General features: G+C 72.3%; 24 protein-coding genes. 15 read left to right on the top strand and 9 right to left on the bottom strand.

The window, feature by feature from the left end; all coding sequences use genetic code 11:
* Positions 1 to 114: 114 nt before the first annotated feature.
* The 3 genes from ACIBJC_RS38145 to ACIBJC_RS38135 all read left to right on the top strand — a co-directional run bounded on the left by ACIBJC_RS38145 (position 115) and on the right by ACIBJC_RS38135 (position 3,318).
* Entirely contained in the window at positions 115 to 1,089 is a 975-nt protein-coding gene (locus tag ACIBJC_RS38145) for a hypothetical protein (RefSeq protein WP_399301138.1), read from the top strand.
* Positions 1,090 to 1,170: 81 nt separating this feature from the next.
* Positions 1,171 to 2,310: a M24 family metallopeptidase gene (locus ACIBJC_RS38140; protein ID WP_399301070.1), complete on the top strand. Its 1,140-nt coding sequence runs from the start codon at positions 1,171 to 1,173 to the stop codon at positions 2,308 to 2,310.
* Between the two features lie 198 nt (positions 2,311 to 2,508).
* Positions 2,509 to 3,318, top strand: a complete 810-nt coding sequence (locus tag ACIBJC_RS38135; RefSeq protein WP_399301068.1) for a class I SAM-dependent methyltransferase — start codon at positions 2,509 to 2,511, stop codon at positions 3,316 to 3,318.
* Between the two features lie 65 nt (positions 3,319 to 3,383).
* Here the strand turns inward: ACIBJC_RS38135 and treZ are convergent, their stop codons facing one another.
* On the bottom strand, positions 3,384 to 5,192 hold the full coding sequence (treZ, locus tag ACIBJC_RS38130) for a malto-oligosyltrehalose trehalohydrolase (RefSeq protein ID WP_399301066.1): 1,809 nt from the start codon (positions 5,190 to 5,192) through the stop codon (positions 3,384 to 3,386).
* A 258-nt stretch (positions 5,193 to 5,450) separates the two neighbouring features.
* Between treZ and ACIBJC_RS38125 the strand changes: the two genes are divergently transcribed.
* Entirely contained in the window at positions 5,451 to 5,999 is a 549-nt protein-coding gene (locus ACIBJC_RS38125; protein WP_399301064.1) for an FHA domain-containing protein, read from the top strand.
* Between the two features lie 141 nt (positions 6,000 to 6,140).
* Here ACIBJC_RS38125 and ACIBJC_RS38120 read toward each other — a convergent pair whose 3' ends face one another.
* The gene (locus ACIBJC_RS38120) at positions 6,141 to 7,205 is read right to left on the bottom strand and encodes a lytic polysaccharide monooxygenase (RefSeq protein ID WP_399301062.1); all 1,065 of its coding nucleotides are present in this window, start codon (positions 7,203 to 7,205) and stop codon (positions 6,141 to 6,143) included.
* A 160-nt stretch (positions 7,206 to 7,365) separates the two neighbouring features.
* Between ACIBJC_RS38120 and ACIBJC_RS38115 the strand changes: the two genes are divergently transcribed.
* Complete coding sequence (locus ACIBJC_RS38115) at positions 7,366 to 8,319, top strand: phosphotransferase family protein (protein ID WP_399301060.1); 954 nt, start codon at positions 7,366 to 7,368, stop codon at positions 8,317 to 8,319.
* Between the two features lie 200 nt (positions 8,320 to 8,519).
* Here the strand turns inward: ACIBJC_RS38115 and treY are convergent, their stop codons facing one another.
* The 3 genes from treY to glgX all read right to left on the bottom strand — a co-directional run bounded on the left by treY (position 8,520) and on the right by glgX (position 13,943).
* Positions 8,520 to 10,862, bottom strand: a complete 2,343-nt coding sequence (treY, locus tag ACIBJC_RS38110) for a malto-oligosyltrehalose synthase (RefSeq protein ID WP_399301136.1) — start codon at positions 10,860 to 10,862, stop codon at positions 8,520 to 8,522.
* 34 nt (positions 10,863 to 10,896) lie between these two features.
* Positions 10,897 to 11,718, bottom strand: coding sequence for a GNAT family N-acetyltransferase (locus ACIBJC_RS38105; RefSeq protein WP_399301059.1), 822 nt, complete (start codon positions 11,716 to 11,718; stop codon positions 10,897 to 10,899).
* 104 nt (positions 11,719 to 11,822) lie between these two features.
* The gene (gene glgX, locus ACIBJC_RS38100; protein ID WP_399301057.1) at positions 11,823 to 13,943 is read right to left on the bottom strand and encodes a glycogen debranching protein GlgX; all 2,121 of its coding nucleotides are present in this window, start codon (positions 13,941 to 13,943) and stop codon (positions 11,823 to 11,825) included.
* Positions 13,944 to 14,318: 375 nt separating this feature from the next.
* On the opposite strand from glgX, the gene ACIBJC_RS38095 reads away from it, so the two are divergent.
* Positions 14,319 to 15,551 (top strand): SAV2148 family HEPN domain-containing protein, encoded by a 1,233-nt coding sequence (locus ACIBJC_RS38095; RefSeq protein ID WP_329822010.1) that lies wholly within the window; start codon positions 14,319 to 14,321, stop codon positions 15,549 to 15,551.
* Positions 15,552 to 15,654: 103 nt separating this feature from the next.
* Positions 15,655 to 16,362 (top strand): 3'-5' exonuclease, encoded by a 708-nt coding sequence (locus ACIBJC_RS38090; RefSeq protein ID WP_399301054.1) that lies wholly within the window; start codon positions 15,655 to 15,657, stop codon positions 16,360 to 16,362.
* 14 nt (positions 16,363 to 16,376) lie between these two features.
* Here ACIBJC_RS38090 and ACIBJC_RS38085 read toward each other — a convergent pair whose 3' ends face one another.
* A complete protein-coding gene (locus ACIBJC_RS38085) occupies positions 16,377 to 17,249 on the bottom strand; it encodes a phosphotransferase enzyme family protein (RefSeq protein WP_399301134.1) in 873 nt (290 codons plus the stop codon).
* 172 nt (positions 17,250 to 17,421) lie between these two features.
* On the opposite strand from ACIBJC_RS38085, the gene ACIBJC_RS38080 reads away from it, so the two are divergent.
* From ACIBJC_RS38080 to ACIBJC_RS38055, 6 genes are all read left to right on the top strand, one after another.
* On the top strand, positions 17,422 to 18,390 hold the full coding sequence (locus tag ACIBJC_RS38080) for a carbohydrate ABC transporter permease (RefSeq protein ID WP_399301052.1): 969 nt from the start codon (positions 17,422 to 17,424) through the stop codon (positions 18,388 to 18,390).
* A complete protein-coding gene (locus ACIBJC_RS38075; RefSeq protein WP_399301050.1) occupies positions 18,387 to 19,226 on the top strand; it encodes a carbohydrate ABC transporter permease in 840 nt (279 codons plus the stop codon). Before ACIBJC_RS38080 ends, ACIBJC_RS38075 begins: the two co-directional genes overlap by 4 nt.
* Positions 19,226 to 20,584: an ABC transporter substrate-binding protein gene (locus tag ACIBJC_RS38070; protein WP_399301048.1), complete on the top strand. Its 1,359-nt coding sequence runs from the start codon at positions 19,226 to 19,228 to the stop codon at positions 20,582 to 20,584. Before ACIBJC_RS38075 ends, ACIBJC_RS38070 begins: the two co-directional genes overlap by 1 nt.
* A 59-nt stretch (positions 20,585 to 20,643) precedes the next feature.
* On the top strand, positions 20,644 to 21,858 hold the full coding sequence (gene mgt, locus ACIBJC_RS38065; protein WP_399301046.1) for a macrolide-inactivating glycosyltransferase: 1,215 nt from the start codon (positions 20,644 to 20,646) through the stop codon (positions 21,856 to 21,858).
* Positions 21,859 to 21,925: 67 nt separating this feature from the next.
* Positions 21,926 to 22,492: a DUF1697 domain-containing protein gene (locus ACIBJC_RS38060; RefSeq protein WP_399301044.1), complete on the top strand. Its 567-nt coding sequence runs from the start codon at positions 21,926 to 21,928 to the stop codon at positions 22,490 to 22,492.
* On the top strand, positions 22,485 to 22,850 hold the full coding sequence (locus ACIBJC_RS38055) for a DUF4440 domain-containing protein (protein ID WP_399301042.1): 366 nt from the start codon (positions 22,485 to 22,487) through the stop codon (positions 22,848 to 22,850). The genes ACIBJC_RS38060 and ACIBJC_RS38055 overlap by 8 nt, the downstream gene beginning before the upstream one ends.
* Here the strand turns inward: ACIBJC_RS38055 and ACIBJC_RS38050 are convergent.
* Positions 22,847 to 24,049 carry a GDSL-type esterase/lipase family protein gene (locus ACIBJC_RS38050; protein ID WP_399301040.1) on the bottom strand — a complete coding sequence of 401 codons (1,203 nt, stop codon included), beginning with the start codon at positions 24,047 to 24,049 and terminating at the stop codon, positions 22,847 to 22,849. The genes ACIBJC_RS38055 and ACIBJC_RS38050 overlap by 4 nt on opposite strands.
* A 134-nt stretch (positions 24,050 to 24,183) precedes the next feature.
* Positions 24,184 to 24,753, bottom strand: a complete 570-nt coding sequence (locus ACIBJC_RS38045; protein ID WP_399301038.1) for a TetR/AcrR family transcriptional regulator — start codon at positions 24,751 to 24,753, stop codon at positions 24,184 to 24,186.
* 71 nt (positions 24,754 to 24,824) lie between these two features.
* On the opposite strand from ACIBJC_RS38045, the gene ACIBJC_RS38040 reads away from it, so the two are divergent.
* Positions 24,825 to 25,316: an FBP domain-containing protein gene (locus ACIBJC_RS38040; protein ID WP_399301036.1), complete on the top strand. Its 492-nt coding sequence runs from the start codon at positions 24,825 to 24,827 to the stop codon at positions 25,314 to 25,316.
* Positions 25,317 to 25,328: 12 nt separating this feature from the next.
* Here the strand turns inward: ACIBJC_RS38040 and ACIBJC_RS38035 are convergent, their stop codons facing one another.
* Positions 25,329 to 26,246, bottom strand: a complete 918-nt coding sequence (locus tag ACIBJC_RS38035; protein WP_399301034.1) for an aldo/keto reductase — start codon at positions 26,244 to 26,246, stop codon at positions 25,329 to 25,331.
* 34 nt (positions 26,247 to 26,280) lie between these two features.
* On the opposite strand from ACIBJC_RS38035, the gene ACIBJC_RS38030 reads away from it, so the two are divergent.
* Positions 26,281 to 26,682: an NUDIX domain-containing protein gene (locus tag ACIBJC_RS38030; RefSeq protein WP_399301032.1), complete on the top strand. Its 402-nt coding sequence runs from the start codon at positions 26,281 to 26,283 to the stop codon at positions 26,680 to 26,682.
* Positions 26,683 to 26,773: the final 91 nt, after the last annotated feature.

Here is a 26,773-nt window from a genome sequence, read left to right as displayed (position 1 = left end):
GGATCCGTCCCGGGATCCATCGGGGCCCCTGGCGGTCACCGGGCTCCCCGCGTTTTCCGGGGGAGCGGGCGGGACAGTTCCGGCGCGGGGCGGACACGGGCGGAGGCGATGGTGGTGGGGCTGTTCCGGCGAGGGCCGAGGCGTGACGGACGTGACACGCCCCGGGACCCCGCGTTCTCGTTCTTCTCGGTGGACGAGGCCGCGCTCTTCCGCGGCCAGGTCCGTGAGGCGTTCGCCGAGCACGGACTGGAGGTCACGCTCTACGCGGACATGGTGACCGACAGCGCCGGCCGCCACTTCGGCCTGGGCAACCTCGCCGCGGTCTGCCACAACGACGACCGCGGGCCCCGCGTCTGGGGCGATCTCGCCCGCAGACACGCGGGCATGGTGCTGCGCACCATGGACGGCCCCTCCGCGCTCGACACCCTGTCGCCCGAGCAGATACGCGCCCAGCTCTACCCCCGGGTGATCAGTGAGGACGGCCTCGACGCCCAGACGTTCGGGTACGCGCGCTCGGTCGCCCCCGGGCTCTACGAAGTGCTCGCGCTCGATCTGCCGGAGAGCGTCATGATGCTCACCGACGAGGCGCTGGAGCCGCTGGGCGAGGTCAGGGACCTCCGCGAGCGGGCGCTGCGCAATCTGCGCGAGCTGCCCGTCGAGGGGCGCGAGACCGTCAAGGACAAGGGCGCCGACGGGATGCGGTTCGAGGTGATCCTCGGCGACTCCTTCTACACGGCCAGCCGCGTCCTCGCCCTGGAGACGGTCGTACGGCAGGTCACCGGCGAGCGGATCCCGCCGGACGGGGCGCTCGTCGCGCTGCCGTTCCGGCACCAGCTCGCCTTCCACGTCATCCGGGACCTGACGATGATCCCGTCGCTGAACGCGATGGCGTCGTTCGCCGCCTCCGGGTACGAGGACACCCCCGGCGCCATCAGCCCGTACGTCTACTGGTGGCGCGGCGGTACGCTCACGCAGCTCAGCGAGGCGGACGACGACGGCGAGGGGCTGCGGATCGTCGTCGGCGACGACTTCCAGGAGCTGCTGGAACGGCTGGACCCGGACGGGCGGATGCCACCGGGAGTCGAGTAGGCCCTCTCGTGCGGATCCCGCCGGGCTCGTCTGCCCGCGGTGACCTCGGCCGCCCGCATGGACACCGAAGAAGGAGACCGTATGACCCTCGCCCCGCCGCCCGTCGTTCCGCCGCCCTTCACCGCGGACGACTACCGCGCCCGGATGGCCCGCGCCGCCGGGTCCGCGGCCGACGCCGGTCTCGCGGGCCTGCTCGTCGCCCCCGGGCCCGACCTCGTCCATCTCACCGGTTACCGGCCGACCGCCGACACCGAGCGGCTCACGCTGCTCGTCGTCGCCGCGGGCCGGGACCCCGTCCTCGTGGTGCCCGCCCTGGAGGCACCGGACGCGGCGCGCGCCGCCGGGGCGCCCGCGCTCATCCTGCGCGACTGGACGGACGGCACGGACCCGTACGGCGTGACGGCCCCGCTGCTGGACCCGGCGGGCCGGTTCGGCGTCAGCGACAACACCTGGGCCTTGCATCTGCTCGCGCTCCAGCGGACGCTGCCCGGCACCTCGTACGTGGCGCTGACCGAGGGGCTGCCGATGCTGCGCGCCGTCAAGGACGCGCGGGAGCTGGAGCGGATCGGGGCGGCGGGCGCGGCGGCCGACGCCGCGTACGACGAGATCCTGAAGGTCCGGTTCGCCGGGCGCAGGGAGACGGACGTGGCCGCCGATCTCGCCCGCCTCCTGCGGGAGCACGGCCACTCCCAGGTCGACTTCACCGTCGTCGGATCGGGCCCCAACGGCGCCGATCCGCACCACGAGGCCGACGAGCGGGTCATCGAGCACGGCGACATGGTCGTCCTCGACTTCGGCGGGCTCAAGTACGGGTACGGCTCCGACACCACCCGGACCGTCCATGTCGGCGAGCCGACCGCCGAGGAGCGGCGCGTGCACGACGTCGTACGCGCGGCGCAGCAGGCCGGGTTCGAGGCGGTACGGCCCGGGGCCGCCTGCCAGGAGGTCGACCGCGCCGCCCGCGCGGTCATCGAGGACGCCGGGTACGGCGCGTACTTCATCCACCGCACCGGCCACGGCATCGGCGTCACGACCCACGAGCCGCCGTACATGATCGAGGGCGAGGAGCGGCCGATGGTGCCGGGCATGTGCTTCTCGGTCGAGCCCGGTGTCTATCTGCCGGGGCGCTTCGGGGTCAGGATCGAGGACATCGTCACGGTCACGGAGGACGGCGGTCGCCGCCTCAACAACACCCCGCGCGAGATGGCGATCGTCGAGTAGGCGCAAAGGCGCCCCTGACAGGGATCGGCGGGGGTGCGGAGGGTGTTCCACAGGCGGGCGGGGGCCACGGGGGCCCCTCTCCCCGTTCGCCCGCGCAGTCCCCGCGCACGCCGCTCCGCGTCCCGCGCGAAACCGGGGGTGACCTGGCCTTCCCCGGTCTCCGGTGGCACCGTACCCCCCATGGGGGAAGGGGAGTCGATGGACCGGAGCATACGCACGACCGAGGATGTACTGAGGCTGTTGGACGGCCTGTTCGCGCCGGAGGCCGACCGCTGGACGGCCGGTGCGGCCACCTGGTGGGACGGCTTCTACGCCGACCGCTCCAAGCGGGTGCCGTTCTTCGTGGCGAAGCCGGACGAGAGCCTGGTCTTGTACCTCGACCAGGGCCTGGTCGCACCGGGCCGCGCGCTCGACCTGGGGTGCGGCCCGGGCCGTAACGCGCTGTATCTCGCCTCCCGGGGCTTCCGGGTGGACGCCGTCGACCTCTCCCCGGCGGCCGTCGACTGGGCGCGGGAGCGCGCCCGCGAGGCCGGTGCCGACATCCGCTTCCACCTCGGCGACGCCTTCGCCCTCGACCCGGCCGAACTGGGCGGCCCGTACGACCTGATCCAGGACTCGGGCTGCTTCCACCACCTGCCGCCCCACCGGCGTATCAGCTACCTCGCCCTTGTCGACCGCGTGCTCGCCCCCGGGGGCCATCTCGCCCTCACCTGCTTCGCCGCCGGCGAGACGGGCATGGGCTCCGAACTCCCCGACGCGGCCTTCTACGGCCGGCCGGGCCGGTCCGACGGAGCCGACGGAGCCGACGGAGCCGACGGAGCCGACCGGCCCGGCCTCCACGGCGGCCTCGCGTACACCCCCGAGTCCCTGCGCCGGATCTTCTCCGGCCTCACGGAGATCGAGGTGCGCCGCATGCACGACGAACCGCCCGGGTCGCCGCGCTTCGGCGAACCCTTCCTGTGGACGGCGCTGTTCCACCGTCCAGCGTCCGGCTCCCCCGTCGCCTAGGCGAGGCGGGCGGCCCCGTACGACTCCGGGCGGGGAGGGGCGGGGTGGGGCCGGGCGAGGCGGGTTCAGCCGTCGGTCAGGACCACGCAGGACTCCGGCGGCATCCGCAGCACCCCGTCCGCCCCCGGCGCCGCCACCGGATCCCACGCCGCGAGTACCCGACCGGAGCTGTCCGTGGACAGGCCGTCCAGCGGGATCTCCACGCCCCGCGCGGAGAGGTTCACCGCGATCCGCAGATCGCCCCTGCGGTACGCCAGCCAGCGCGCCCCCTCGTCGTAGGCGACCCGCACCGCCGCCAGGTCCGGATCGGCCAGATCCGGCTGGGCGTGGCGCAGCGCGATCAGTTCGCGGTACCAGGCCAGCAGACGCGCGTGCGGCTCGCGCGCCTGCTCCGAACGGTCCAGGCACGAGCGCTCGCGCGTCGCCGGGTCCTGCGGGTCAGGGATCTCCTCCGCCGCCCAGCCGTGCGCGGCGAACTCCCGGCGCCGGCCGCTGCGTACGGCCTCCGCGAGCACCGGATCGGGGTGGTCGGTGAAGAACTGCCAGGGCGTGGTCGCGCCCCACTCCTCGCCCATGAAGAGCATCGGGGTGTGCGGCCCGGTCAGCACGAGGGTGGCAGCGCAGGCGAGCAGCCCGGGGGAGAGGGTGGCCGAGAGCCGGTCGCCGAGCGCCCGGTTGCCGATCTGGTCATGGGTCTGGGCGTAGCCGAGGAAGCGGTGCGCGGGCGTCCTCGTACGGTCGACGGGACGGCCGTGCGTACGGCCGCGGAAGGTCGAGTACGTACCGTCGTGGAAGAAGGCGTGCGTCAGCGTCTTGGCCAGCGCGGCCAGCGGCGCGCGGGCGAAGTCGGCGTAGTAGCCCTGGGATTCGCCGGTGAGCGTGGTGTGCAGGGCGTGGTGGAAGTCGTCGTTCCACTGGGCGTGCAGTCCGAGGCCGCCCTGCGCGCGGGGCGTGGTGGTGCGGGGGTCCCCGAGGTCGGACTCGGCGATCAGGAACAGCGGACGGCCCAGGTCGGCGGAGAGCGCGTCGACGGCCGTGGACAGCTCTTCGAGGAAGGTCAGCGCGCGGTGGTCGGCCAGCGCGTGCACGGCGTCCAGCCGCAGCCCGTCGAGCCGGAAGTCCCGCAGCCAGGCCAGGGCGCTCTCCCGCAGATACGCGCGGACCTCGTCCGAGCCGGGGGCGTCGAGGTTGACGGCGGCGCCCCACGGGGTGTGGTGGGTGTCGGTGAAGTACGGGCCGAACGCGGGCAGATGGTTGCCCGCCGGGCCCAGATGGTTGTGGACGACGTCGAGGACGACCCCGAGGCCCACACCGTGCGCCGCGTCGACGAATCGCTTGAGCGCCTCGGGGCCGCCGTACGGCTCGTGCACCGCCCACAGCGACACCCCCTCGTACCCCCACCCGTGGGTCCCGGGGAAGGGACACACCGGCATCAGCTCGACATGGGTGATCCCCAGCTCGGCCAGGGGCGCGAGCCGCGCCGCCGCCGCGTCGAAGGTGCCCTCACGGGTGAAGGTGCCGATGTGCAGCTCGTACAGGACCGCGCCGGGCAGCGGCCGGCCCGGCCAGGGGACCCGCCAGTCGTACGCGGCCTGGTCGACGACGGTGCTGCGGCCGTCGGGGCCCTCCGGCTGGCGGCGCGAGCGGGGATCGGGCCGTACGGGGCCGCCGTCGAGCGCGAAGCCGTAGCGCGCCCCGTCGGCCGGGGCGGGAGCCGTCTCGGCGGTCCACCAGCCGGGTCTTCCCTGGTCACGCTCCATGGGGAGGACGACGGGGCCCGCCCCGCCGCGGCGGTCGGGCCCGTCTGGGCCCGTCCCCTCCAGATGGAGGTCGACCCGCTCCTGCGCCTTCGGTGCCCACACCTCGAACTGCACGGGTGGCTCCCCCTTGTCGTCGGCACTGTCCCTCTGACGGTGACACCTCTCATGGTGGCAAGGGAGTGGGCCGGGGGCTCGGTGATCACGGTGATTCGGGTGGCCGTGGCGCGGACGCGAGGGGGAAAGCGTGTGGACGGAAACGCCGGACGGCGGAGGGAGAAACGCCGGACGGCGGAGGCAGAAACGCCGGACCGCTTTCACGGGAACACCGGACCGTCTGGACACGTCAGGGCCGCCGGAAGGACAATCACGTCTGTGACGTCCTCCTTCGAGTCCCCCGCGTACCCCGTGCGGCTCTCCGACGCCGAGCGTGACCGTGTCCTCGCGGTACTCAGGGAAGGCATGGCGCAGGGAAAGCTGTCGCACGACACCTTTCTGCGCCGGACGGACCTGGCGCTCGCCGCCCGCGGCGCCGACGAGCTGAAGCCGCTCGTCGTGGACCTGGAGGCCGAAGGCCGCTGGTCCCGTGGGCTGTTCGCCGCGGTCGGCCGGATCTCCGCGTTCTCGCACCGGCTGGGCCGGGCGTGGCAGGCCGAGCGGCTGCCGAAACTGCTGCTGCCGCAGCCGGGCCCGTATCCGCTGCGGATCGGCCGCGACCCGGTCAACGGGCTGCGGCTCAGCCATGACACGGTCTCCCGGCTGCACGCGGAGCTGAGCATGCAGGGCGAGCGGTGGGTACTGCGCGACCTCGGCTCGACGAACGGAACGACCGTCAACGGACGGCGCGTCACCTCGACGGTCGTCGTACGGGACGGGGACTTGGTGACGTTCGGTCAGATGAGCTTCCGGCTCGCCGCCGGCTGAGCGGTGCCGGGCGGCCGTCGAGCGGCCCGGCCCGCCGCCCGGTGTGGGGGGTGTGACGGCGGGCCGGGTGCTGTCCGGCGTCCGGGTGGGGGCCGGGCCGGAGTGTGCGGGTGCGCCTGTGGTGACGCGGGCGCGCCCTGGTCAGTGCACGGAGCAGGGCGCTGTGGTGGCGGTGTCCGGTGGTCCGCCCGTGGCGACGTAGTTGAAGGTGGCGGAGGCGCCGGCCGCCAGCGATCCGTTCCAGTCGACGTTGTGGACCATCACCTCCTGGCCGCCGTAGGTGGCGTTGCCGTTCCAGAGGCTGTCGACCTTCTGGCCGGTCGGCAGGGTGAACTCGACCATCCAGCCCAGGATCGGGTTGGCGCCGGTGTTCTTGACGGTGACCTCGGCCTGGTAGCCGCCCGACCACGAGTTGGTGGTCTTCCGGGTGGCGGTGCAGGTGGCCGTCGGGTCGGTCGGCGGGTCCGTGGGGCTGCCCGCCTCACCGACGCCGGTCACCTCGCCGTTGCCGCCGTCGAAGACCACGTCCGAGCAGCTGTAGAAGGTCTCGTTGCTGTCCGAGCGCTGCCACACCATGTAGATGATGTGCCGGCCGCTCTTGTCGCCGGGCAGCCTGCCGGTCCACTTGTACGCGCCCTCCACGGTGCCGACGCTGCCGGTGACCTGCGGGTGGTCGACCGTCATGAACGGGGTGGACTCCAGGTCGTCCCAGGTGAACGTCTTCGTGGGGTCGAAGCCGTCCTTGGTGACGTACACGTAGAACCAACCGGGGTGCGCGGCCCACGCGTTGTACGAGAAGTCGAGGGAAGCGCCCGAGGTCAGGTGGGTGAGCGGCCAGTCGCTCCGCGACTTGTTGAAGCCGTTGAACGTGGTGTTGCCACCGCTGCACAACTGGCCGTCGGGGATGAAGCCCTTGGTCCGTCCGGCGCCGTCGGAGCGCAGCACGGAGAACCAGTTGTAGAGCGGGGTGGTGCCGCTCTCCGCGACCGCGGCCTTGCACGCGGGGTTGACGGGCTTGATCTCACCCGTGTTGGTGAGACCGTCCCGCCAGCACATGAAGGTACGGCTGGCGGGCTTCATCGGGGTGCCGTGGGCGGACGAGGGCTGACTGTCCGTCACGACCAGCAGCAGGGCGGGGAGTACGGCGAGAAGGGCGAGGAGTACGGCTCTGCGGGGGTGTAACAGCCACAGTGGGGGGCGTTTCATCATGCGGGTCCCTTCGGCATGATCATGACAAGCGAGCGAGTGGCGAATGGGAGCGCTCCCATTTCTCGGAACGTAGCGCGGCTCGGTCACTCTGTAAACGCCGTGAACCGAACTTCCGGTAACAGGCGCCGGTCCTTCGGCGGAATGATGGGATGGCAGGGTGACCGACCACGAGGACGCGGCGGCTGTCCGACCGTTGACGTCGGCGTGGGTGATCCGGCATCTGGAGGCCGGCGAACGGATCGTCAGGACCGAGGCGCTGCACGGCGGTATCACCGCCGACATGCGGCGGCTGACCATCCGCACGCGGGACGGAGGCACCCGCGACCTGGTGCTGCGGACCTTCGTCGACGTGGAACACGCCGAGGACGGGCTGAACAGGGAGGCCGGGGCCCTGACCCTGCTCACGGGGACCGGTGTACCGGCTCCTGGGCTGGTCGCGGTCGATCCGACCGCCGCGCACTGCGCGTATCCGTCGCTCCTCATGACCCATCTGCCGGGCCGGACGGTCCTCGACGACGAGGGAGTGGCGACGCGCGTCCCCCTGCTGGCCCGTCAACTCGTGGCGATCCACGCGGTGCGACCCGCCGTACGGCCCCCGGAGTACGTGGCGTGGACGACCGCCGACACCGTCGTGACCCCGAAGGGCGCCGACGCGGCGGCATGGGCCGCGGCGATCGACGTGATCCGCGAGCCCGCGCCGCCCTATGAAGGGCGGTTACTGCACCGGGACTTCCACCCCGGCAACGTGCTGTTCGACGTGGCGCGCTCGGACCCGGCGGGTGCCCGGATCACCGGCGTCGTCGACTGGGCAGCGGCCTCCTGGGGCCCGGCGGACCTCGATGTCGCACACTGCTCCACCAATCTCGCGCTGCTGCACGGACCGGCGTGGGGTCCGCGGTTCGCCGAGGCGTACGAGGAGGCCGGCGGGGTCCTGGCGCCGACCGGGAGCGAACGGCTGTACTGGCAGGTGCGGGACGCGCTGGCGTTCTCGGAAGACGTGCGGCTGGTGGCGCGGCCATGGCGGGAGTCAGGGAGGACGGAGCTGACGGCGCGAGCCGTGGAGGAGCGGCTGGACGCCTATGTCACCGCCCTGATGGACGCGATGGGCTGAGCCGGGGCGGCCCGGGGCGGTCAGGGGCGGTCAGGGGGCGGTCCGGGGCGGTCAGGGGGCGGTCCGGGGCGCGGCCCCGGCGGCGAACCGCCCTTGCCTGTGCTCCCCCTCGAATCGGTGCGCACCGCGGCATCGCCCGCCGTGACCGCTCCCCGTGATCCGTGACGGACCTCCCCGAGAGCTGACCCCGCCGGTCACCCTCAGTCCGTCGTCAGCAGGGCCACCGGGAACTGGTCGAGCAGCTCGGCGAGCCGTACCATCCCCGACACCTCACGCCCCGTCAGCACATCCCGCCACTGTCCCGGCGGCAGCGGCAGCTCCGTCGTACGCCAGCCGCCCGCCCGCTCCAGGCCGTACGGAAGCCGCGTCGCCACCGTGACCGTGGCGCCGGTGCGGGCGAAGGCCAGCGCGTGCGCGGCGGCCGGGCCCACCGCGTGCAGCGGGGTGTACGTGCCGGACTCGCCGAAGACCTCGGGCCGCTCCCGGCGCAGCCGCAGCGCCGCCGTCGTGACCACCGTACGGTCGTCGGGCGGCCCGGTCCTGAACGGCCGCCGGTTGTCCGGATCCACCAGCGCCAGGTACTCGCGCTCCGTGCCCTGGTAGAGGTCGGGCACCCCCGGCATGGTGAGGTGCACCAGCGCCGCGCCCAGCGCGCTCGCCCGTACGTACGGCGCCAGGGCGCGGTTGAACGCCGTGACCGTACGCCGCGCGGGACCCGCGGGGCCCGCCTCGACGAACGCCGCCACCGCCTGCTCGTACAGCGGCTCCGGCTCCGTCCAGCTCGTCCGCAGCCCCGCCTCCCGTACCGACTTCAGCAGCGCGGGCACCATCCGCGCCCCGTCCGGCGGGGTCCCGTCCACGGCCGGGGTGAAGCCCACCGCCGTCTGCCACGCCTGCCACGCCACCTGCGGGTCCGGCGCCGCCACCCCCGCCACCTGCTCCAGCAACTGGTCCCACCGCTCGGGGCACTCGGCCAGGATCGCGATCCCGGCCCGTACGTCCGCGCTGCGCTTGGTGTCGTGCGTGGTCAGTACGGTGCCGGTGGACGGCCAGTCGCGCGCGAGGCGCAGGCAGTACGCGTGGAACCGCTCCGGGCTCACCGCCGGGCTGCCCGGGTCGCCGCCCACCTCGTTCGCCGAGATCAGCGGCACGTACCGGTAGAACGCCGTGTCCTCCAGCGACTTGGCGCGCAGCGCGGACGCGGTCTGCGCGAACCGCGCGCAGAACACCGCCTGGTCCTCGCCCGTACCGAGCCGGCCGAGCGCCAGCTCCCGCACCACGTCCACGACGGTCGCCTCCCGCTCCACCGCGAACGCCGTCTTCGCCTGCCGGACCGCCTCCTCGGAGACCGCGGCCTCGGCCGCCTCCGGGCAGGGCCCGCCCGCCGTCGTGTACGGGCGGTAGACCGGCACCCGGACCAGCAGCTCCCGGATCGCCGTGCGCAGCGCCCAGGGCGCGTGGTCGCGCAGCGCGGGGTCGGCGGCGCAGACGCGCCCCGCCGTACGGACGAGGAAGGCGGTCTCGGCGGCCAGTTCGTGGAAGACCACCTTGTAGGCCGCGCGCCTGGCCGTACCGTTCCAGTAGCCGCCCCGGTCACCGGCCGGGCCCGCGACGTCCCGGTAGCGCCGCTCCAGGACCTCGGCGCCCGCCCCGTCGGTGAACACCCCGTCGATGTGGCGCAGCGCGTCGTAGCCGGTGGTGCCGGCGACGGCCCATCCGGCGGGCAGCACCTCGTCGTCGGTGAGGATCTTCTCCACCACCGTCCAGCAGCCGCCGGTCGCCTCGTTCAGCCGGCGCAGATACTCCTCCGGGTCGGCGAGCCCGTCCGGGTGGTCGACGCGCAGCCCCTCGACGACACCGTCCCGTACCAGCTCGACGATCTTGGCGTGGGTGGCGGTGAAGACCTCCGGGTCCTCCACCCGGACCCCGATCAGCTCCGGGATGGTGAAGAACCGGCGGTAGTTCAGCTCGGTGCGGGCCAGCCGCCACCACGCGAGCCGGTAGTGCTGGGCGTCGAGCAGCTCGGGCAGCGGCAGTTCCTCGCTCCCGGCGGCGAGCGGGAAGCGCTGCTCGCCGTGGTGGAGCACGCCGTCCTCGACGCGCAGCGCCCCCGCCGCCAGCTCGTCGCCGACCGGGCCCGGCAGCAGCGGCAGCAGCACCTTGCCGTCGCCCGCCGCCCAGTCGATGTCGAACCAGCGGGCGTACGGCGACCCGGGGCCCTCCCGCAGCACCTCCCACAGGGCGCGGTTGTGGACGGGCGCCGCGGCCATGTGGTTGGGGACGATGTCCAGCACGATCCCGAGGCCGTGCTCGCGGGCGGTGGCGGCGAGGCGCCGCAGCTCCTCCTCGCCGCCCAGCTCGGCCCGTACGGCGGAGTGGTCGACCACGTCGTAGCCGTGCGCGGAACCCGGTACGGCCTCCAGCACCGGTGACAGGTGCAGATGCGAGACCCCGAGCGCGGCGAGATACGGCACGGCCCTCCGGGCGGCCGAGAACGGGAATTCCGGCTGGAGCTGGAGCCGGTAGGTCGCAGTGGGCGTCATACGGTCGTACGTACCCCGCTTCTCGACTTCTGTGTCATGGGAGTGACTCATGTTCCGCCTCCACCGTAGGGCCTGTTGCCCATGGTGTGTGAACGTATGGCGTGGTCGTGCTCAGGACGGTGAAACCGAGGCGCTCCAGAATGGGACGGCTCATGTCCGTCGCGTCGACCTGGAGGTAGGGGTAGCCGCGGGCGGCGGCGATCCGGGCCCGGTAGGTGACGAGCGCGCGGTAGATGCCCCTGCCGCGCCACTCCTCCGTCGTACCGCCGCCCCACAGACCGGCGAACCGCTTGCCGGGCGGCAGTTCCAGCCGCGCCGCGCTCACCGGTACGTCACCCGCCATGGCGACGACCGCGGAGACCGTGTCGGGGAACTCGGTGAGCCGGCCGAGGAGCTGTTGAGCGATGCGGCTGCCGTCCGTGCCGAACGCCTGATCGTGCACGTCCGCCATGAGGGCGACACCGGCCGCGTCGGTCACGGGGACCAGCCGGACGCCCTCCGGTGGCTCGGCGTCGTCGAGCAGATCTTTGACCTCGGCGACCATGAGCGCCTCCGTGGGCTCGGCGACGAACCCGGCCGCGAGCAGCAGCTTCCCGAGACCGGCGGGAGCGTCATGGCTGTAGAGCTTCCACTCGGACTCCAGGCCGAGCGCGGTGAAGTGCGCCACCTGCTCCGCGATCGCCGCCGCGGCCGAGTTCTCGTCCAGGTCCGACCAGAGGACCCCGTTCCAGTCGTGCGGGCCGCCGCTGCGGCGCACCACATTCCCCACCCGCTCCGGCGACGCGCGCGAACCGTCGGCTCCCGCGTGGAGTCGCATGTCCCGGTCGAACGCCTTCAGTACGGTTTCCTTGTCCATCCGGGCACTGGATCACCGGCGGAGCGGCGCGGCAACCGGATTTCCCGGCCGGCCGCGCCGCGTCCGCTCCCGTACGGCCCGTACGCCCCCGTACCGGCCGGGCCCTACGCCGGGCGCATCAGCACCGTCATGCTGCGGCCGATCATCTTGAGCCGCTCGCCGCCGTCGACCTTCTCGCCCTGCCCCCGCACCACACCCTCCGGGCGGGCTGTGTCCACCATGACCTGCCACTGCCGCCCGTGGTTCACCGGCACCCTGAACTCCAGCTCCTCCGCGCTCGCGTTGAACATCAGCAGGAACGAGTCGTCCGAGATCCGCTCCCCGCGCGGCCCCGGCTCCGAGATCGCGTGGCCGTTGAGGAAGACCGTCATCGCCTTGGCGTGCGCCGCCTGCCAGTCCTGCTGGATCATCTCCTCACCCTCAGGGGTGAACCACGAGATGTCCGACAGGTCGTCGTGCGTGCCCTCCACCGGACGTCCGTGGAAGAAGCGCCTGCGCCGGAAGACCGGATGGTCCCGGCGCAGCCACACCATCGCCTGGGTGAAGGCCAGCATCGTCCGGTCGGTCTCCGCGCCCGGCTCCGGCCAGCGGACCCAGGAGACCTCGTTGTCCTGGCAGTACGCGTTGTTGTTGCCGCCCTGCGTACGGGCGAACTCGTCGCCGTGGCTGAGCATGGGCACGCCCTGCGAGAGCATCAGCGTCGCGATGAAGTTGCGCATCTGGCGGTTGCGCAGCTCCACGATCTCCGGTTCGTCGCTCTCGCCCTCCGCCCCGCAGTTCCAGGACCGGTTGTGGCTCTCGCCGTCCCGGTTGGACTCGCCGTTGGCCTCGTTGTGCTTGTCGTTGTACGAGACGAGGTCGTGCAGGGTGAAACCGTCGTGGCAGGTGGTGAAGTTGATGGAGGCCAGCGGGCGCCGCCCGTCGTCCTGGTACAGGTCGGACGAACCGGTCAGCCGGGACGCGAACTCGGCCAGTGTCCTGGGCTCGCCACGCCACAGGTCCCGTACGGTGTCGCGGTACTTCCCGTTCCACTCGGTCCACAGCGGCGGGAAGTTCCCCACCTGGTAGCCGCCCTCGCCCACGTCCCACGGTTCGGCGATCAGCTTCACCTGGCTGACCACCGGGTCCTGCTGGACGAGGTCGAAGAACGACGACAGCCGGTCCACCTCGTGGAACTGGCGGGCCAGGGTCGCCGCGAGGTCGAAGCGGAAGCCGTCGACGTGCATCTCGGTCACCCAGTACCGCAGCGAGTCCATGATGAGCTGGAGCACATGCGGGCTGCGCATCAGCAGGGAGTTCCCGGTGCCCGTCGTGTCCGTGTAGTAGCGCTGGTCCTCGGAGAGCCGGTAGTACTGCGCGTTGTCCAGGCCGCGGAAGGAGAGCGTCGGGCCGAGATGGCTGCCCTCGGCCGTGTGGTTGTAGACGACGTCGAGGATGACCTCGATCCCGGCCTGGTGCAGCGCCCGTACGGCCTGCTTGAACTCCAGGACCTGTTCGCCCCGGTCGCCCCACGACGCGTAGGCGTTGTGCGGGGCGAAGAAGCCGATGGTGTTGTAGCCCCAGTAATTGGCGAGCCCGGCGTCCGCCAGCCGGTGGTCGTTGACGAACTGGTGCACCGGCATCAGCTCCAGCGCCGTGACCCCCAGCTCGGTCAGGTGCTCGATCACCGCCGGATGGGCGAGCCCGGCGTAGGTGCCGCGCAGCTCCTCGGGAAGCTCCGGATGGAGCATCGTCAGGCCCTTCACATGGGCCTCGTAGAGCACGGTGCGGTGGTAGTCGGTCCGGGGGCGGCGGTCGTCGCCCCAGTCGAAGTACGGATTGACGACGACCGAGGACATCGTGTGGGGGGCGGAGTCCATGTCGTTGCGCGAGTCCGGCTTGCCGAAGTGATAGCCGTACACCGACTCACCCCACTCGACGGAGCCGCTGATCGCACGTGCGTACGGGTCGAGGAGTAGCTTGGCGGAGTTGCAGCGGTGTCCGCGCTCCGGCTCGTACGGCCCATGGACCCGGAAGCCGTAGCGCTGACCAGGCATGATGCCGGGCAGATAGGCATGGCGCACGAAGGCGTCGGTCTCGCGGAGCTCCACCGCCGTTTCTGATCCGTCGTCGTGCAGCAGGCACAACTCGATCCGGTGCGCGACCTCGGAGTAGACCGCGAAGTTCGTACCGGCGCCGTCGTACGTGGCGCCGAGGGGATATGTCTGTCCCGGCCAGACCTGCATAGATAGGACTCTTCCATTTCTGATCCGGGTGGTGCGGGCTGTTGAGCCAGATCTTCCCCGAAAGTAGGGCAACCACCTAGGAACCCGCAGCGTTCTTGGCGCTTCTTGCCCGGAGGGTCAACCGCGTGCACCGCGCCGTCCCCCGGACCGGTCACGGTGCTCAGCGGCCCCACCGGACCCCTCCCGCCCCGCCGGTGCGTGGCGGAGATCGGGCGCAATCGTGATGAACCATCTCACTCCGGTAGAAGTCACCACCAGGAACAAGCCTCACGAACAAGGGAGTTGGGTAAGGACCCTGTGCATCCTGCTGCACCTGGTCCGGTCGGCGGAGTACCCTTCCTTGATCGTTGAAAAGGGAGAGAAGGCGGTGCGCGGGTGAGCTCGGGAGGGCTGGAGCTGCCCCCAGGTGACGCAGGTCATGCGGGGGAATCCGGCGACATCCCGCCCGGAGTGGTCTCCCTCGCGCGACCGATGGAGATCGGGGCGGAACTGGACTGGGGCGCGGACGCCTGGAGCGAGGTCCGTACGCGCGCACAGCGGGCCGGGCGGGCCTACATCTGGCTGAATCTGGTGGAGCAGCGGCTGCGCGCGGTCGTCGCCGCGGTCCTGCGGCCCATCTACGAGCCCGTGCACGGCGAGGAGTGGGTGGTCGCCGCCGCCGGACCGGCGGGGCAGGAGTGGGTGCAGCGCGCCGTCGCCGTACGGGAGGTGTCCCGGCGCAAGGGCTATCTCCTCGACCCGGCCGACGACAACGTGCTGAGCTTCCTCACCCTTCCGCAGCTCAGAGAGCTGATGGTGCAGCACTGGCCCTGCTTCGAGCCGTACTTCGACGACCGCCGCGACGTGGAGCTGGCGCTCGACGAACTGGAGGTCGCGCGGAACGTCGTCTCCCGCAACCGGGCGCTCTCCGAGACGGTCCTCGCCCAGGCGGAACGGGCCTCCGCCAGGCTGCTGGAGATCCTCGGCGGCGGCAGCGGCATACCGTCCTCGCAGCGGCTGCGCGTCGACGCGGTGGAAGACCTGGTCGGCGACCGGTACGGGGACGTCGTCTCCGTCCACTCCGACCGGGTCAGGCTCCAGCGCCAGCTTCCCGCGGAGGACCTGTTCGGCGGCGCCCGGCGGCTCGACGCCATCGGTATCGGCCTCAACCTCCTCGTCCAGAACTTCTCCGGACGCCGGCTCATCCGGCTCGCCGAGTCCGGCTGCCGGACCCGGCTGGTCTTCCTCAACCCGGCGAGCAGCGCGGTCAAACGCCGCGAGCGCGAGCTGGGACTGCGCAAGGGGGAACTGAGCCGTTCGGTGGAGATGAACATCCTCCACATGCGCCGGGTGCGCTCCAAGCTGCGCGACCCGGGCGCCTTCGAGATCCATGTCTTCGACGAGACACCGCGCTTCACCGCGTACCTCGTGGACGGGGACGGCTCCGACGGCCTGGCCGTCGTCCAGTCGTACCTGCGCCGCGCCCGTGGCATGGAGGCCCCGGTCCTCGTGCTGCGGGGCGGCGGGCGTGAGGTCGTCCGTGCGGGGCAGGACACGGAGACCGGACTCTTCCAGACCTACCGCGAGGAGTTCGAGTCGGTCTGGACGGACTCCCGGCCGGTCTCCTGAACCGGGCGTTGTCAGTGGCCCGTGGCAGGGTGAAGGTCCGGCGGGGAGATCCGGCGGGGGGAAGCGGGGGACGCGCCACCGCACCACGAAGGAGGGCCACACGATGACTTGGCACGGGGAACCACTGGTCGGTTTCGACCTGGAGACGACCGGCACGGAGCCGCTGGAGGCCCGGATCGTGACGGCGGCGGTCGTCGAGGTCCGGGGCGGCGAGGTGATACGGGAGCGGAGCTGGCTCGCGGACCCGGGCATCCGGATCCCCGCCCAGGCGTCCGCGGTGCACGGCATCAGCAGCGAGCGGGCGGCCTCGGAGGGGCGCCCCGCGCCCGAGGTGGCCGGTGAGATCGCGGAGGTCCTGCGCGGCTACTGGGCGCGCGGGGTGCCCGTCGTGGCGTACAACGCGCCGTTCGACCTGACGCTGCTCGCCGCCGAGCTGCGGCGCCACGGGCTCCCGGAGCTCGATCCGGTCGGCCCGGTGATCGACCCGTACACGATCGACCGGGCCGTCGACAAGTACCGCAGGGGCAAGCGCAATCTGGAGGCGGTCTGCGCGGAGTACGGCGTGGTGCTCGACGCGGCCCACGACGCGGGCGCGGACGCGCTGGCGGCGGCCCGGGTGGCCACCGCGATAGCCGAGCGGCACGCCTCGGTGGCCGCGCTGACCCCGCCGGAGCTGCACGAGCGTCAGATCACCTGGTACGCGGAGTGGGCGGTGGACTTCCAGCGCTTCCTGCGGAAGAAGGGGAACACCGACGCGGTGGTCGACGCGGTGTGGCCGCTGCGCGAGCCGGTGGTGACGACGGCGCCCTGACCGCGGGCGGCTGGTCAGAAGGGGTACCAGCGGACCTCGGGGTCGTCGTCGCGCAGGGAGGCGACCCGGCGCCGGAACTCCGCGAGCGCCTTCGGGTTGGCCGGGGCGTGCTGCGCCACCCAGGCGCAACTGGCCGTCTCGCGGGCGCCGCGCAGCACCGGGCAGCCCGACCAGGCGCGGACGTCCCAGCCGTAGACGGCGGTGAACCTGTCGTACGCCTCGTGGTCCAGCCCGTACCGGTCCCGGGACAGCGCCATGACCACCAGGTCGTGTTCGCGGAAGTCCGCGGAGAAGGTCTCCAGATCGACCAGGACAGGCCCCTGCGGGCCGACATGGACGTTGCGCGGCAGCGCGTCGCCGTGGATCGGACCGGCCGGCAGATGCGGGGTGAGCGTGGCGGCGGACTCGGCGAAGCCGTCCCTGCGTCCGCGCAGGTAGTTGGCGTCGGCGGGGTCGATCGTGTCGCCCGCGATCCGCAGCCAGCGCTCCACACCGCCGAGCAGTTCGCGGCGGGGAAGGGCCAGTACGGAGGGATCGGGGGTGGGCAGCGCGTGGACGAGCCGCAGCAGCGCGGCCAGATCGGCCGGTCCCGCCGGGCGTACGGCCTCGGGCAGCCGGTGCCAGAGTGTCACCGGATGACCGTCCACGGAGCGCGCCCCGGGTTCGGCGGCCCGTACGGCCGGCACCCCGGACTCCGCGAGCCAGGAAGCGAGGGCGACCTCGCGCCGGGCCCGCTCCAACAGCTCGGGGTGGTCCCGCGCGTCCCTGCCGACCTTGACGACCAGCCCGGCCGTCCCGAACACCGCGTTCTCGCCCAGGGCCAGCAGCTCCGCGTCGTGCGGCAGCCCCGTCGCGGCCAGAATCTCCCGCGCCCGCGCCTCGTCCATCGTCGGCTCACTTACTTCCGGTCGTTGCTCCGCGCGTTCCACCGCGTCCCGCGCCACCGCGAAGTCTCCCATCCGCCCGCGTGTGCGTGCTTGACGTACCGAGGGGGCGTCACCACGATGACGAGGTCGGACAGGACGGCCCCTGACAGCCCCACCCGAAGGAGTCGCATCCGTGACATCGGCCACCGCGACGACGCGGTCAGAGCGGGAGCGTACGGGCGAGGGCCGCTCCGGTACGGGCCGGACGGGCCGGAGCGGCCGGCCCCGGAAGCCGCTGGACCACGGTGCCTGGTTCCTGGTGCTGCCCGCGCTGCTGCCGATCCTGGTGCTGAGCGTCGGCCCGCTGCTCTACGGCGTCACGCTCGCCTTCACCGACGCCCAGTCCGGCCGTACCGAACCCACCCGGTGGATCGGCGCCCTGAACTTCCAGGACCTGCTGCACGACACGCTCTTCTGGGACTCCTTCGGCATCGGCCTGCTCTGGGCGGTCGGGGTGACCGTGCCGCAGTTCGCGCTCGGCCTCGGCCTCGCCCTGCTCCTCGACGAGGACCTGCGGCTGCGCTGGCTGGCCCGGTCCCTGGCGATCATCCCCTGGGCCATGCCCGAGGTCGTCGTCGCCGTCATGTGGCGGCTCGTCTACCACTCCGACGCAGGGGTCCTCAACGAGACGCTGCGCGATCTGGGCCTGGGCGAGGGGCGGGACTGGCTGACCGGGCTCTCCACCGCCCTGCCCGCGGTGATCGTCGTCGGCGTCTGGGCGGGCCTGCCGCAGACCACCGTCGCCCTGCTGGCCGGCCTCCAGAACACCCCGCGCGAACTGCACGAGGCCGCCGCGCTCGACGGCGCGGGCGCCTGGCGCCGCTTCCGTACCGTCACCTGGCCGGCGCTCCGGCCGGTCGCCCTCGCCATCACCGCGCTCAACTTCATCTGGAGCTTCAACTCGTTCGCGCTGGTCTACGTGCTGACCAGCGGCGGCCCCGGCGGTCGCACCCGGCTGCCGATGCTCTTCGCGTACGAGGAGGCGTTCCGCTACGGCCAGTTCGGCTACGCCGCCGCGATGGGGTGCGTGATGGTCGCCGTGGTCTCCGTACTCCTCGCGCTGCATCTCGTCGGCCGGCTCACGAAGGGGGCACAGGCATGAGCACACGCACCAGCGGCTCCGTGCGCGCCGGGCAGTACGCCGCGCTCCTGTGCTACCTCGTCTTTCTCGCCTTCCCGTTCCTCTGGCTGATGTCCACGGCCTTCAAACCGGCCCGGGAGCTGGGCAGCCTCCACCCGACCTGGATCCCGCACCACCCGACGCTCGACAACTTCCGCCAGGCGTTCGACGAACAGCCGCTGCTGCGGGCGGCGGCCAACAGCCTCACGGCCGCCCTCGCCGCCGCGCTGATCGCCGTCGTCGTCGCGACCCCGATGGCCTATGTGATGGCCCGCCGGCGCGGCAGGCTCGCGGCGGCGGCCACCGGCTGGGTGGTGGTCAGCCAGGCGTTCCCGTTCGTCCTGGTGATCATCCCGCTCTTCCTCGTCCTCAAGAACCTGCGCCTCGTCGACTCCGTGGGCGGGCTGGTCCTGGTGTACGTGGTGTGGTCGCTGCCGTTCGCGCTCTGGATGCTCACCGGGTACGTCCGTGCCCTGCCCGCCGAGCTGGAGGAGGCCGCGGCGGTGGACGGCGCGGGCCGGATCCGGACCCTCGTCTCCGTCACCGCGCCGCTGCTCGCGCCCGGCATCGTCGCCACGGCGCTCTTCGCGTTCATCACCGCGTGGAACGAGTTCTTCTTCGCGCTCGTCCTGCTCAAGTCACCCGGGAAACAGACGCTGCCGGTGGTGCTCACCCACTTCGTCGGGGCGGAGGGCGTCGCGGACCTCGGGCCGCTCGCCGCCGCCGCGTTCCTCGCGACCCTGCCCTCGCTCCTCGTCTTCGCCCTCATCCAGCGCCGGATCACCGGCGGGATGCTGGCCGGGGCGGTGAAGAGCTGATGCGCCGGCCGAAGACGCTCGCGGCCCTCGCCGTCGCCGCCGTTCTCGCCCTGCTGCTCGGCGGCTGCTCCGGCGGCGGAACCGACGGCGCGCGGGACGGCCGGATCACCCTGCGCTTCCAGTCCCTCGCCTGGCAGGACGAATCGGTCCGCGTCACCAAGGAGCTGGTGAAGGAGTGGAACGCGGCCCATCCCGGCATCCGGGTCGAGTACGTCCAGGGAAGCTGGGACAGCGTCCACGACCAGCTCCTCACCTCCTTCGAGGGCGGCGAGGCACCCGACCTCATCCACGACGCCTCCGACGACCTCGCGGACTTCGCCTACGGCGGCCACCTCGCCGACCTGCGCCCCCTGCTCTCCGACCGGCTCACCCGGGACATCCCGCGCCGCAGTTGGGACACGGCCACCTTCGGGGACGGTGTCTACGGCGTGCCCTTCCTCCAGGAGCCCCGCGTCCTGATCGCCGACAAGAAGATCCTGGACGCCTCCGGGGTCCGGATCCCCACCGCGGAGCGGCCCTGGAGCTGGCCGGAGTTCCGGCGGATCAGCGGCGAACTGACCACCTTCATGAGAAAGGGGAAGGGGCAGGGGCCTGCGAAGGGGAGGTTCGCGGTCGCCTGGCCGCTCAAGGACCCCGTCTCCGCGACGCTCAACCTCGGCCTCTCCACCGGCGGCAAGCTCTTCCACCGGGGTACGGACGGAAAGGTGACGGTCCGCTTCACCGAGGGCGACGGCGTCGTCCCCGACACGATCAGACGGCAGGTCGTAGCGGACCGGAGCGCGTCCGGCGCCACCCTCGGCATGGGCGGCTCCGACACCCTGCCGGGGCTGTTCGGCGGCAAGTACGCGATGGTCCCGCTCGGGTTCTCGTACCGTCAGCAGATCATCCAGCAGGCACCGGAGGGCTTCGAGTGGACCGTCCTGCCGGCCCCCGCCGGGGACGGGGCGGCCGGGGCCGGTGAAGGGGCCGCCGAGCCCGCGCAGGGGGTGAGTCCGCAGACCCTCTCCATCGCCCAGGACAGCCCGCACAAGAAGGAGGCGGCGCGCTTCCTCGACTTCCTGCTGCGCCCGGGGAACCTGGTGCGCCTCGCCAAGGGCGACTGGATGCTGCCCACCGGTGCGGCGGCTCTCGCGGACCCGTCCCTGCACACCGCCGAGCACGGCTGGGCGACGGGCGCGGCGCTCGCGCGCGGACTGCGCCCGGCCCCCGCCCAGTCCGTACGCGGCTATCCGGAGTGGAAGGACAAGGTGGCGACCCCGGCGCTCCAGGAGTACTACAGCGGCGCGATCGACCGCGCGGAACTGGAGAAACGCCTGGTCAGAGATGGTAACCGGGTTCTGGCCCGCTATCAGCGGTAGATGGCCGGGGCCGTGTAAAGAGGTTGCACGAGACGTATCGTCTTGTTTACGTTGTGGGCATGACCGCAGCCAAGCCCGCCCACATCGCCATGTTCTCCATCGCCGCCCACGGGCACGTGAACCCGAGCCTCGACGTCATCAGGGAACTCGTCGACCGGGGCCACCGCGTCAGCTACGCGATCCCCCGGATCTTCGCGGAGAAGGTCGCGGCGACCGGCGCCACCCCGGTGATCTACAGCTCCATCCTGCCCACCCCCGACGACGACCCCGAGAAGTGGGGCACGGAACTGATCGACAACCTGGAGCCCTTCCTCGACGACGCGATCCAGGCACTGCCCCAGCTCGTCGACGCCTTCGAGAACGACCGCCCCGACCTCGTCCTCGGCGACACCACCTCCTACCCGGCGCCCGTCCTCGCCCACCGCTGGGGTGTGCCGTTCTTCCAGATCTCCACGCACATGGTCGCCTGGAACGGCTACCGCGAGGAGGTCGCGGAGCCGATGCTCGCGGAGCTGGAGACGTCGGAGCGCGGCAGGGCGTACCGGGCGCGGTTCGCCCAGTGGCTCGTCGACCAGCACATGGACCACACCGACCCCGACCGGCTCTCCGCCGAACCGGGCCGCTCCCTCGTCCTGATCCCCAAGGCCCTCCAGCACCGGGCCGACGAGGTGGACGAGTCCGTCTTCACCTTCGTCGGCGCCTGCCAGGGCGACCGCGCCGACCAGGGGGAGTGGCACCGCCCCGCCGGGGCCAAGAAGGTGCTGCTCGTCTCGCTCGGCTCGTCCTTCACCAAGCAGCCCGCGTTCTACCGGGCGTGCGTCGAGGCGTTCGGCGGAGATCCGGGCTGGCATGTCGTGCTCCAGATCGGCAAGAACGTCGAGGTGTCGGAGCTGGGCGAGATCCCGGCCAACATCGAGGTACGGGACTGGGTGCCGCAGCTTTCCGTCCTCCGGCAGGCCGACGCGTTCATCACCCACGCGGGCGCGGGCGGCAGTCAGGAGGGTATGGCCACGGCCACCCCGATGGTCGCCGTACCGCAGGCCGTCGACCAGTTCGGCAACGCCGACATCATGGTCGGCCTCGGCGTCGCACGCCGGATCGACACGGCGGAGGCCACCCCCGAGGCGCTGCGCGAGGCCGTTCTCGCCCTGACCTCCGACCCGGAGGTGGCCCGCAGGCTCGCCGGGATCCAGGCCGGGATGGCGGCGGAGGGCGGCACCCGCCAGGCCGCGGACCTCATCGAGGCCGCGCTCGCGGCGGACGCGGCACGATGACCGCACGGCGTTCCGGGTCCGGGGCACGCCGGGTGCCCCGGGCGCGGCCCCGCCCTATCGTGGGCACATGATCACGACCTACGTGGCGCTCCTGCGCGGAATCAATGTCGGCGGCCACCGGAAGGTCCCCATGGCGGACCTCCGGGCCCTGCTCACCGGGCTGGGCCACGGACAGGTCCGTACCTACCTCCAGAGTGGCAACGCCGTCTTCACGAGCGCGTCCGACGACGAGCAGGCCCTCGCCGCCGCGCTGGAGCACGCCATCGAGGAGCGCTTCGGCTTCACCGTCGACTGCCTCGTACGGAACGCCGCGTACCTGCGGGCCGTGGCCGACGCCTGTCCCTTCCCGGCCGGAACCCTGGAGGGCAGGCAGCTCCATCTCATCTGCTTCTCCGAGCGGGTGGGCCCCGAACGGCTCGCGTCGCTCGACCCGGCCGCGTATCTCCCGGAGGAGTTCCGGCTCGGCGACCGGGCCCTCTACCTGTACGCGCCCGACGGGCTCGGCCGCTCCAAGCTCGGCGACGCGCTCGGCAGGCCCGCCCTGTTCCAGGGCGTCACGGCCACCAGCCGTAACTGGAACACCGTCGTCAAACTGCTGGAACTGACCCGTCTGCCGGAACCGACCCGTGACTGACCGCACCTCCGCGATCGCCGCGGCCATCCGCGCCGAACTGCGCCTTCTCGACCCGGCCGTCCGCGCCTGCCCGGCACTCCTCGCGGAGCTGCTGCACCCGGAGTTCCGGGAGTTCGGCTCCTCGGGCCGGGAGTGGACCCGCGACACCATCATCGCCGCGCTCACGGCGCCCGGCGGGCCCGTGCCCCGGCCGATCACCACCTCCAAGATGCGGGGCGTACAGCTCGCCCCCGACGTGGTGCACCTCACCTTCGACACCGAGACGGACGGCCGCCGGGCCCACCGCAGTTCGCTGTGGCGGTTCACCGGCGACACCTGGCTGCTCCACTTCCACCAGGGCACGCCGTACGGCGTCTAGCGCCTCTCGTTGGATCTCGCTGGGCTCGCGTGGAACGGGCCGTCGGTGGCGAAGGCCAGTTCGGCGAAGCGTTCGCCCATACGGCGGTGGGTGGCGGCGTCCGGGTGGAGGGCGTCGGGCAGCGGCAGTTCGGCGGAGTCGGCCTCACCGTAGAGGGCGAGGCCGTCGAGGAGGTGCAGGTTCGGATCCTCGGCCGCCCGCTGTGCCACGATCCGCGCCAGCTCCGCCCGGATGACCCCCAGGGTCAGCTTCCCCTGTGCGCGCTCCGCGGGATCGCCCGTGGCCCGGAACCGCAGGCGCCCCTCGCCGAGGCCGGAGAAGTCCGGGGCGCTGGGGCCGGGGGTGTCCTCGTGGATGGGGCAGAGGATGGGCGAGACGACCAGCAGCGGGGTGGTGGGGTGGCCCTCGCGGATGGTGTCGAGGAAGCCGTGGACGGCGGGGGTGAAGGCACGCAGACGCATCAGGTCGGCGTTGACCAGGTTGATGCCGATCTTGACGCTGATCAGGTCGGCGGGGGTGTCCCGCAGCGTGCGGGCGGTGAACGGGTCGAGCAGGGCGCTGCCGGCCAGGCCCAGATTGATCAGCTCCACACCGGCGAGGGAGGCGGCCAGCGCCGGCCAGGTGGTGGTGGGGCTCGCGGCGTCGGAGCCGTGGCTGATCGAACTGCCGTGGTGCAGCCACACCGCGCGGCCCGGATCGGGCGCGGGCTCGACCGGGGCATCGGTGCGCAGGGTGAACAGTTCGGTGGTCTCGTTGTGCGGCAGCCAGATCTCGATGTCCTTGGCGCCCTCGGGCAGATCGCCGAAGCGGAGCGTGCCGACCGGCCCCGACGTGAGCTCCACCGACCCGGCGGTCATGTCGATGGTCAGGGTGTTGCCGCCGGTCACACTGGCCTGGCCCGTGAGACGGCCGTCGACGAGCAGGTCGTACACGCCGTCCGGGCGGGGCGGGGCGCCGACGTAGGAGCGCTTGGTGGGCAGGGTGTCCAGCTCCAGGGCGGTGGCCCGGGTACGGAAGGCGAGCCGCACCCCGGAGGGCTGGGACTCGGCCATGGTGAGCTGCCCGTCGGCGTACTGCGCGCGGGCCCGGGCGGGCAGCCGGTGCGGCAGCACGCCGTGCTCGGTGCGCTCCACTTCGATGGCGCCACGCAGCAGCTCCGCGGTGACGGGTGTGGTGGTCCAGTGGTTCTGGGTGCTCATGGGCTCAGCCTGTTGGTCGGTGGGCCCGCGTGAGGCCGGACGGTCGGGTGGTCGGCGGGGAGGGGGCCGGAGGGGAAGGGGCCGGAGGGGAGGGCGGCCGGGAGGAGGGCTGTCCGTGTGGTGGCCGCGCGCGTTCAGGGCGCGGACCAGCCCCGCAGCAAGGCGTCGAGGCGGTCGAGGGTCCAGGACCACGACTCCTGGGAGTCGGGGGCGCTGTGGCTGAAGCCGCCCGCCAGCTCCAGGCTGACGTAGCCGTGGAAGACGCTGCCCAGCATCCGTACGGCGTGGGTCTCGTCCGGTTCCGTCAGGTCGTAGCCGCGCAGGATCGCCCGCGTCATCCGCGCGTGCCTGCCCCCGGCGCTCGCCGCCGCCGCCTCCGGGTCGAGCCGGTACTGGGCGGCGGCGTAGCGGCCGGGGTGCTCCCGGGCGTAGTCGCGGTAGACGTTGGCGAAGGCGGCCAGGGCGTCCTTGCCGGCCCGTCCGGCCAGGGCGGCGGCGCCCCGGTCGGCCAGCTCCTCCAGGGCGAGCAGGGCGATCCTCGTCCTGAGGTCGTGGGAGTTCTTGAGGTGCGAGTACAGGCTCGCGACCTTGACGTCGAACTGCCGGGCGAGCGCCGAGACGGTCACCTGGTCGAAGCCGACCTCGTCCGCCAGCTCCGCCCCGGCCCGGACCAGGCGTTCCGTGGTCAGTCCTGCGCGAGCCATAGCCATCCCTTCATCAGCCTGAATCGATTATGCATTTGCCTATAAGACTTAGGCAAATTAGCTTACGGTGCATGAAGCCGCTGACCGAGCAAGAGATCCGTACCGCGTTCGTGAACTGCACCAAGGGCCAGGCCAAGCGGCTCTCCGTGCCGCGCGACCTGGCCGACCGGCCCTGGGACGACCTGGACTACCTGGGCTGGCGGGACCCGCAGGCCCCCGACCGCGCCTACCTCGTCGCCGAGCTGGACGGCCGTCCCCGGGCCCTCGCGCTGCGCTCGCCCAGCCCCGCCTCCTGGCAGACGCGGCGCAGCATGTGCTCGATCTGTCTGACCCTGCACACCGGTGGCGTCTGCCTGATGGTCGCGCCCAAGGCGGGAAAGGCCGGACAGCAGGGCAACACGGTGGGCACGTACATGTGCGGCGACCTCGCCTGCTCGCTGTACGTACGGGGAAAGAAGGACGCGGGCGTCGGCTCCCGGCTCCCCGAGTCGCTCACCCTGGAGGAGCGGATCCACCGGACCGTCGGGAACGTCGCCGCGTTCATGGCCAAGGTGACCGCCTGACCGGGTACTCCTTCAGCCGAGCGGATCGAGCGGATCGAGCCGATCGAGCGGGGCGAGCGCGTCCAGGCCGCGCAGGTCCTCGGCGGACAGCCGGATCTCCGCGGCGCCCAGGTTCTCGTCGAGATGGGCGGGCGAACCGGTGCCCGGGGTCGGGCACAGCACGGGGGAGCGGTGCAGCAGCCAGGCCAGGGCGATCTGCCCGCGTGTGGCGCCGTGGCGCCCGGCCACGGAGTCGAGGGCCGATGCCGCCGCACCCGTCAACGCGCCGTTGGCCAGCGGGAACCACGGCAGAAACGCCAGCCCGTGCGTCTCGCACAGCTCCAGCACCCCCGTCGACGCGCGGTCCAGGAGGTTGAAGCGGTTCTGCACCGAGTCGATCCCGGTCAGGGAGAGCGCCCGTTCGAGCTGCTCGGCGGTGACGGTGTCCAGGCCGACGCAGCGGATCTTGCCCTCCCGCCGCAGCTCGTCCAGGGCCCCCAGCTGCTCCTCCATCGGCACCGCCGGATCCAGCCGGTGGAGCTGGTACAGGCCGATCGTCTCCGTACGCAGCCGGCGCAGGCTCGCCTCGCACATCGCCCGCAGCCGCTCCGGGCGGCCGTCGACGTGCCAGGCGCTGTCGCTCGTCCGCACCACGCCGCCCTTGGTCGCCACGGTCAGCCCGGCCGGATACGGTGCCAGCGCCTCGGCGACCAGCTCCTCCGCGAGCCCCGGCCCGTAGTTGTCCGCCGTGTCGATCAGGGTCACCCCGCGTTCGACGGCGCGCCGCAGGACGGCGACGGCGTCCGCCCGCTCGCCGCGCGGGCCCCAGTAACCGGGGCCGGTGAGCTGCGCCGTACCGAACCCCAGCCGCCGCACGGGGAGTCCGCCGCCCAGCGGGAAGGTCTCCGCGACCGGTTCCCTCTTCGCCCGTCCGTCTGTCCGTTCCGTCATTCCCGGACGGTATCCGACTGCGAGACTGGCGTTCATGACACAGGAACCCCTGATCGTGGTGGCCGCGGCGATCGTCAGACAGGGACGGCTCTTGGTCGTCAGCAAGAAGGCGGCCCCGGAGTTCTTCTACCTGCCCGGCGGCAAACCCGATCCGGGCGAGAGCCTGGCGGGCGCGCTGATACGGGAGCTGGACGAGGAGTTGGGCGTCGTGCCCGAGGAGCCGCGCTTCCTGGTCGAGGTGGAGGCGGTCGCCGCGCTGGAGGGGGTGCCCATGCGGATGACGGTCTTCGAGACGCGGGTCGGCGGGACCCCACGCGCCGCCGCCGAACTGGCCGACCTGCGGTGGACGACCGGTGCGGAGGAGGGCCTGGTGCTCGCCCCGGCCGTACGGCACCACGTACTGCCCCTGCTCCGGCTGGGCACCGCCGCCTACTAGTACTACAGGGCTAGATCTTGATCATGGGGTGATGGGAGGCTCTGGCTGTGGCTACGACACAGCTCCATGATCAAGATCGTTCGTTGGACGC

The sequence above is a fragment of the Streptomyces sp. NPDC050509 genome (assembly GCF_044457965.1).
Classification (GTDB): domain Bacteria; phylum Actinomycetota; class Actinomycetes; order Streptomycetales; family Streptomycetaceae; genus Streptomyces.
The sequence above is the reverse complement of the archived record's forward strand: the minus strand, read 5'-3'. Positions and strand labels throughout refer to the sequence as shown.

Bases quoted from the DNA above. Each gene is read 5' to 3' on its own strand.
- ACIBJC_RS38140 (WP_399301070.1), top strand. From the start codon at position 1,171: ATGACCCTCGCCCCGCCGCCCGTCGTTCCGCCGCCCTTCACCGCGGAC.
- ACIBJC_RS38135 (WP_399301068.1), top strand. From the start codon at position 2,509: ATGGACCGGAGCATACGCACGACCGAGGATGTACTGAGGCTGTTGGAC.
- ACIBJC_RS38120 (WP_399301062.1), bottom strand. From the start codon at position 7,205: ATGAAACGCCCCCCACTGTGGCTGTTACACCCCCGCAGAGCCGTACTC.
- treY (WP_399301136.1), bottom strand. From the start codon at position 10,862: ATGACGCCCACTGCGACCTACCGGCTCCAGCTCCAGCCGGAATTCCCG.
- ACIBJC_RS38105 (WP_399301059.1), bottom strand. From the start codon at position 11,718: ATGGACAAGGAAACCGTACTGAAGGCGTTCGACCGGGACATGCGACTC.
- glgX (WP_399301057.1), bottom strand. From the start codon at position 13,943: ATGCAGGTCTGGCCGGGACAGACATATCCCCTCGGCGCCACGTACGAC.
- ACIBJC_RS38090 (WP_399301054.1), top strand. From the start codon at position 15,655: ATGACTTGGCACGGGGAACCACTGGTCGGTTTCGACCTGGAGACGACC.
- ACIBJC_RS38085 (WP_399301134.1), bottom strand. From the start codon at position 17,249: ATGGACGAGGCGCGGGCGCGGGAGATTCTGGCCGCGACGGGGCTGCCG.
- ACIBJC_RS38075 (WP_399301050.1), top strand. From the start codon at position 18,387: ATGAGCACACGCACCAGCGGCTCCGTGCGCGCCGGGCAGTACGCCGCG.
- ACIBJC_RS38070 (WP_399301048.1), top strand. From the start codon at position 19,226: ATGCGCCGGCCGAAGACGCTCGCGGCCCTCGCCGTCGCCGCCGTTCTC.
- mgt (WP_399301046.1), top strand. From the start codon at position 20,644: ATGACCGCAGCCAAGCCCGCCCACATCGCCATGTTCTCCATCGCCGCC.
- ACIBJC_RS38060 (WP_399301044.1), top strand. From the start codon at position 21,926: ATGATCACGACCTACGTGGCGCTCCTGCGCGGAATCAATGTCGGCGGC.
- ACIBJC_RS38050 (WP_399301040.1), bottom strand. From the start codon at position 24,049: ATGAGCACCCAGAACCACTGGACCACCACACCCGTCACCGCGGAGCTG.
- ACIBJC_RS38045 (WP_399301038.1), bottom strand. From the start codon at position 24,753: ATGGCTCGCGCAGGACTGACCACGGAACGCCTGGTCCGGGCCGGGGCG.
- ACIBJC_RS38040 (WP_399301036.1), top strand. From the start codon at position 24,825: ATGAAGCCGCTGACCGAGCAAGAGATCCGTACCGCGTTCGTGAACTGC.
- ACIBJC_RS38035 (WP_399301034.1), bottom strand. From the start codon at position 26,246: ATGACGGAACGGACAGACGGACGGGCGAAGAGGGAACCGGTCGCGGAG.
- ACIBJC_RS38030 (WP_399301032.1), top strand. From the start codon at position 26,281: ATGACACAGGAACCCCTGATCGTGGTGGCCGCGGCGATCGTCAGACAG.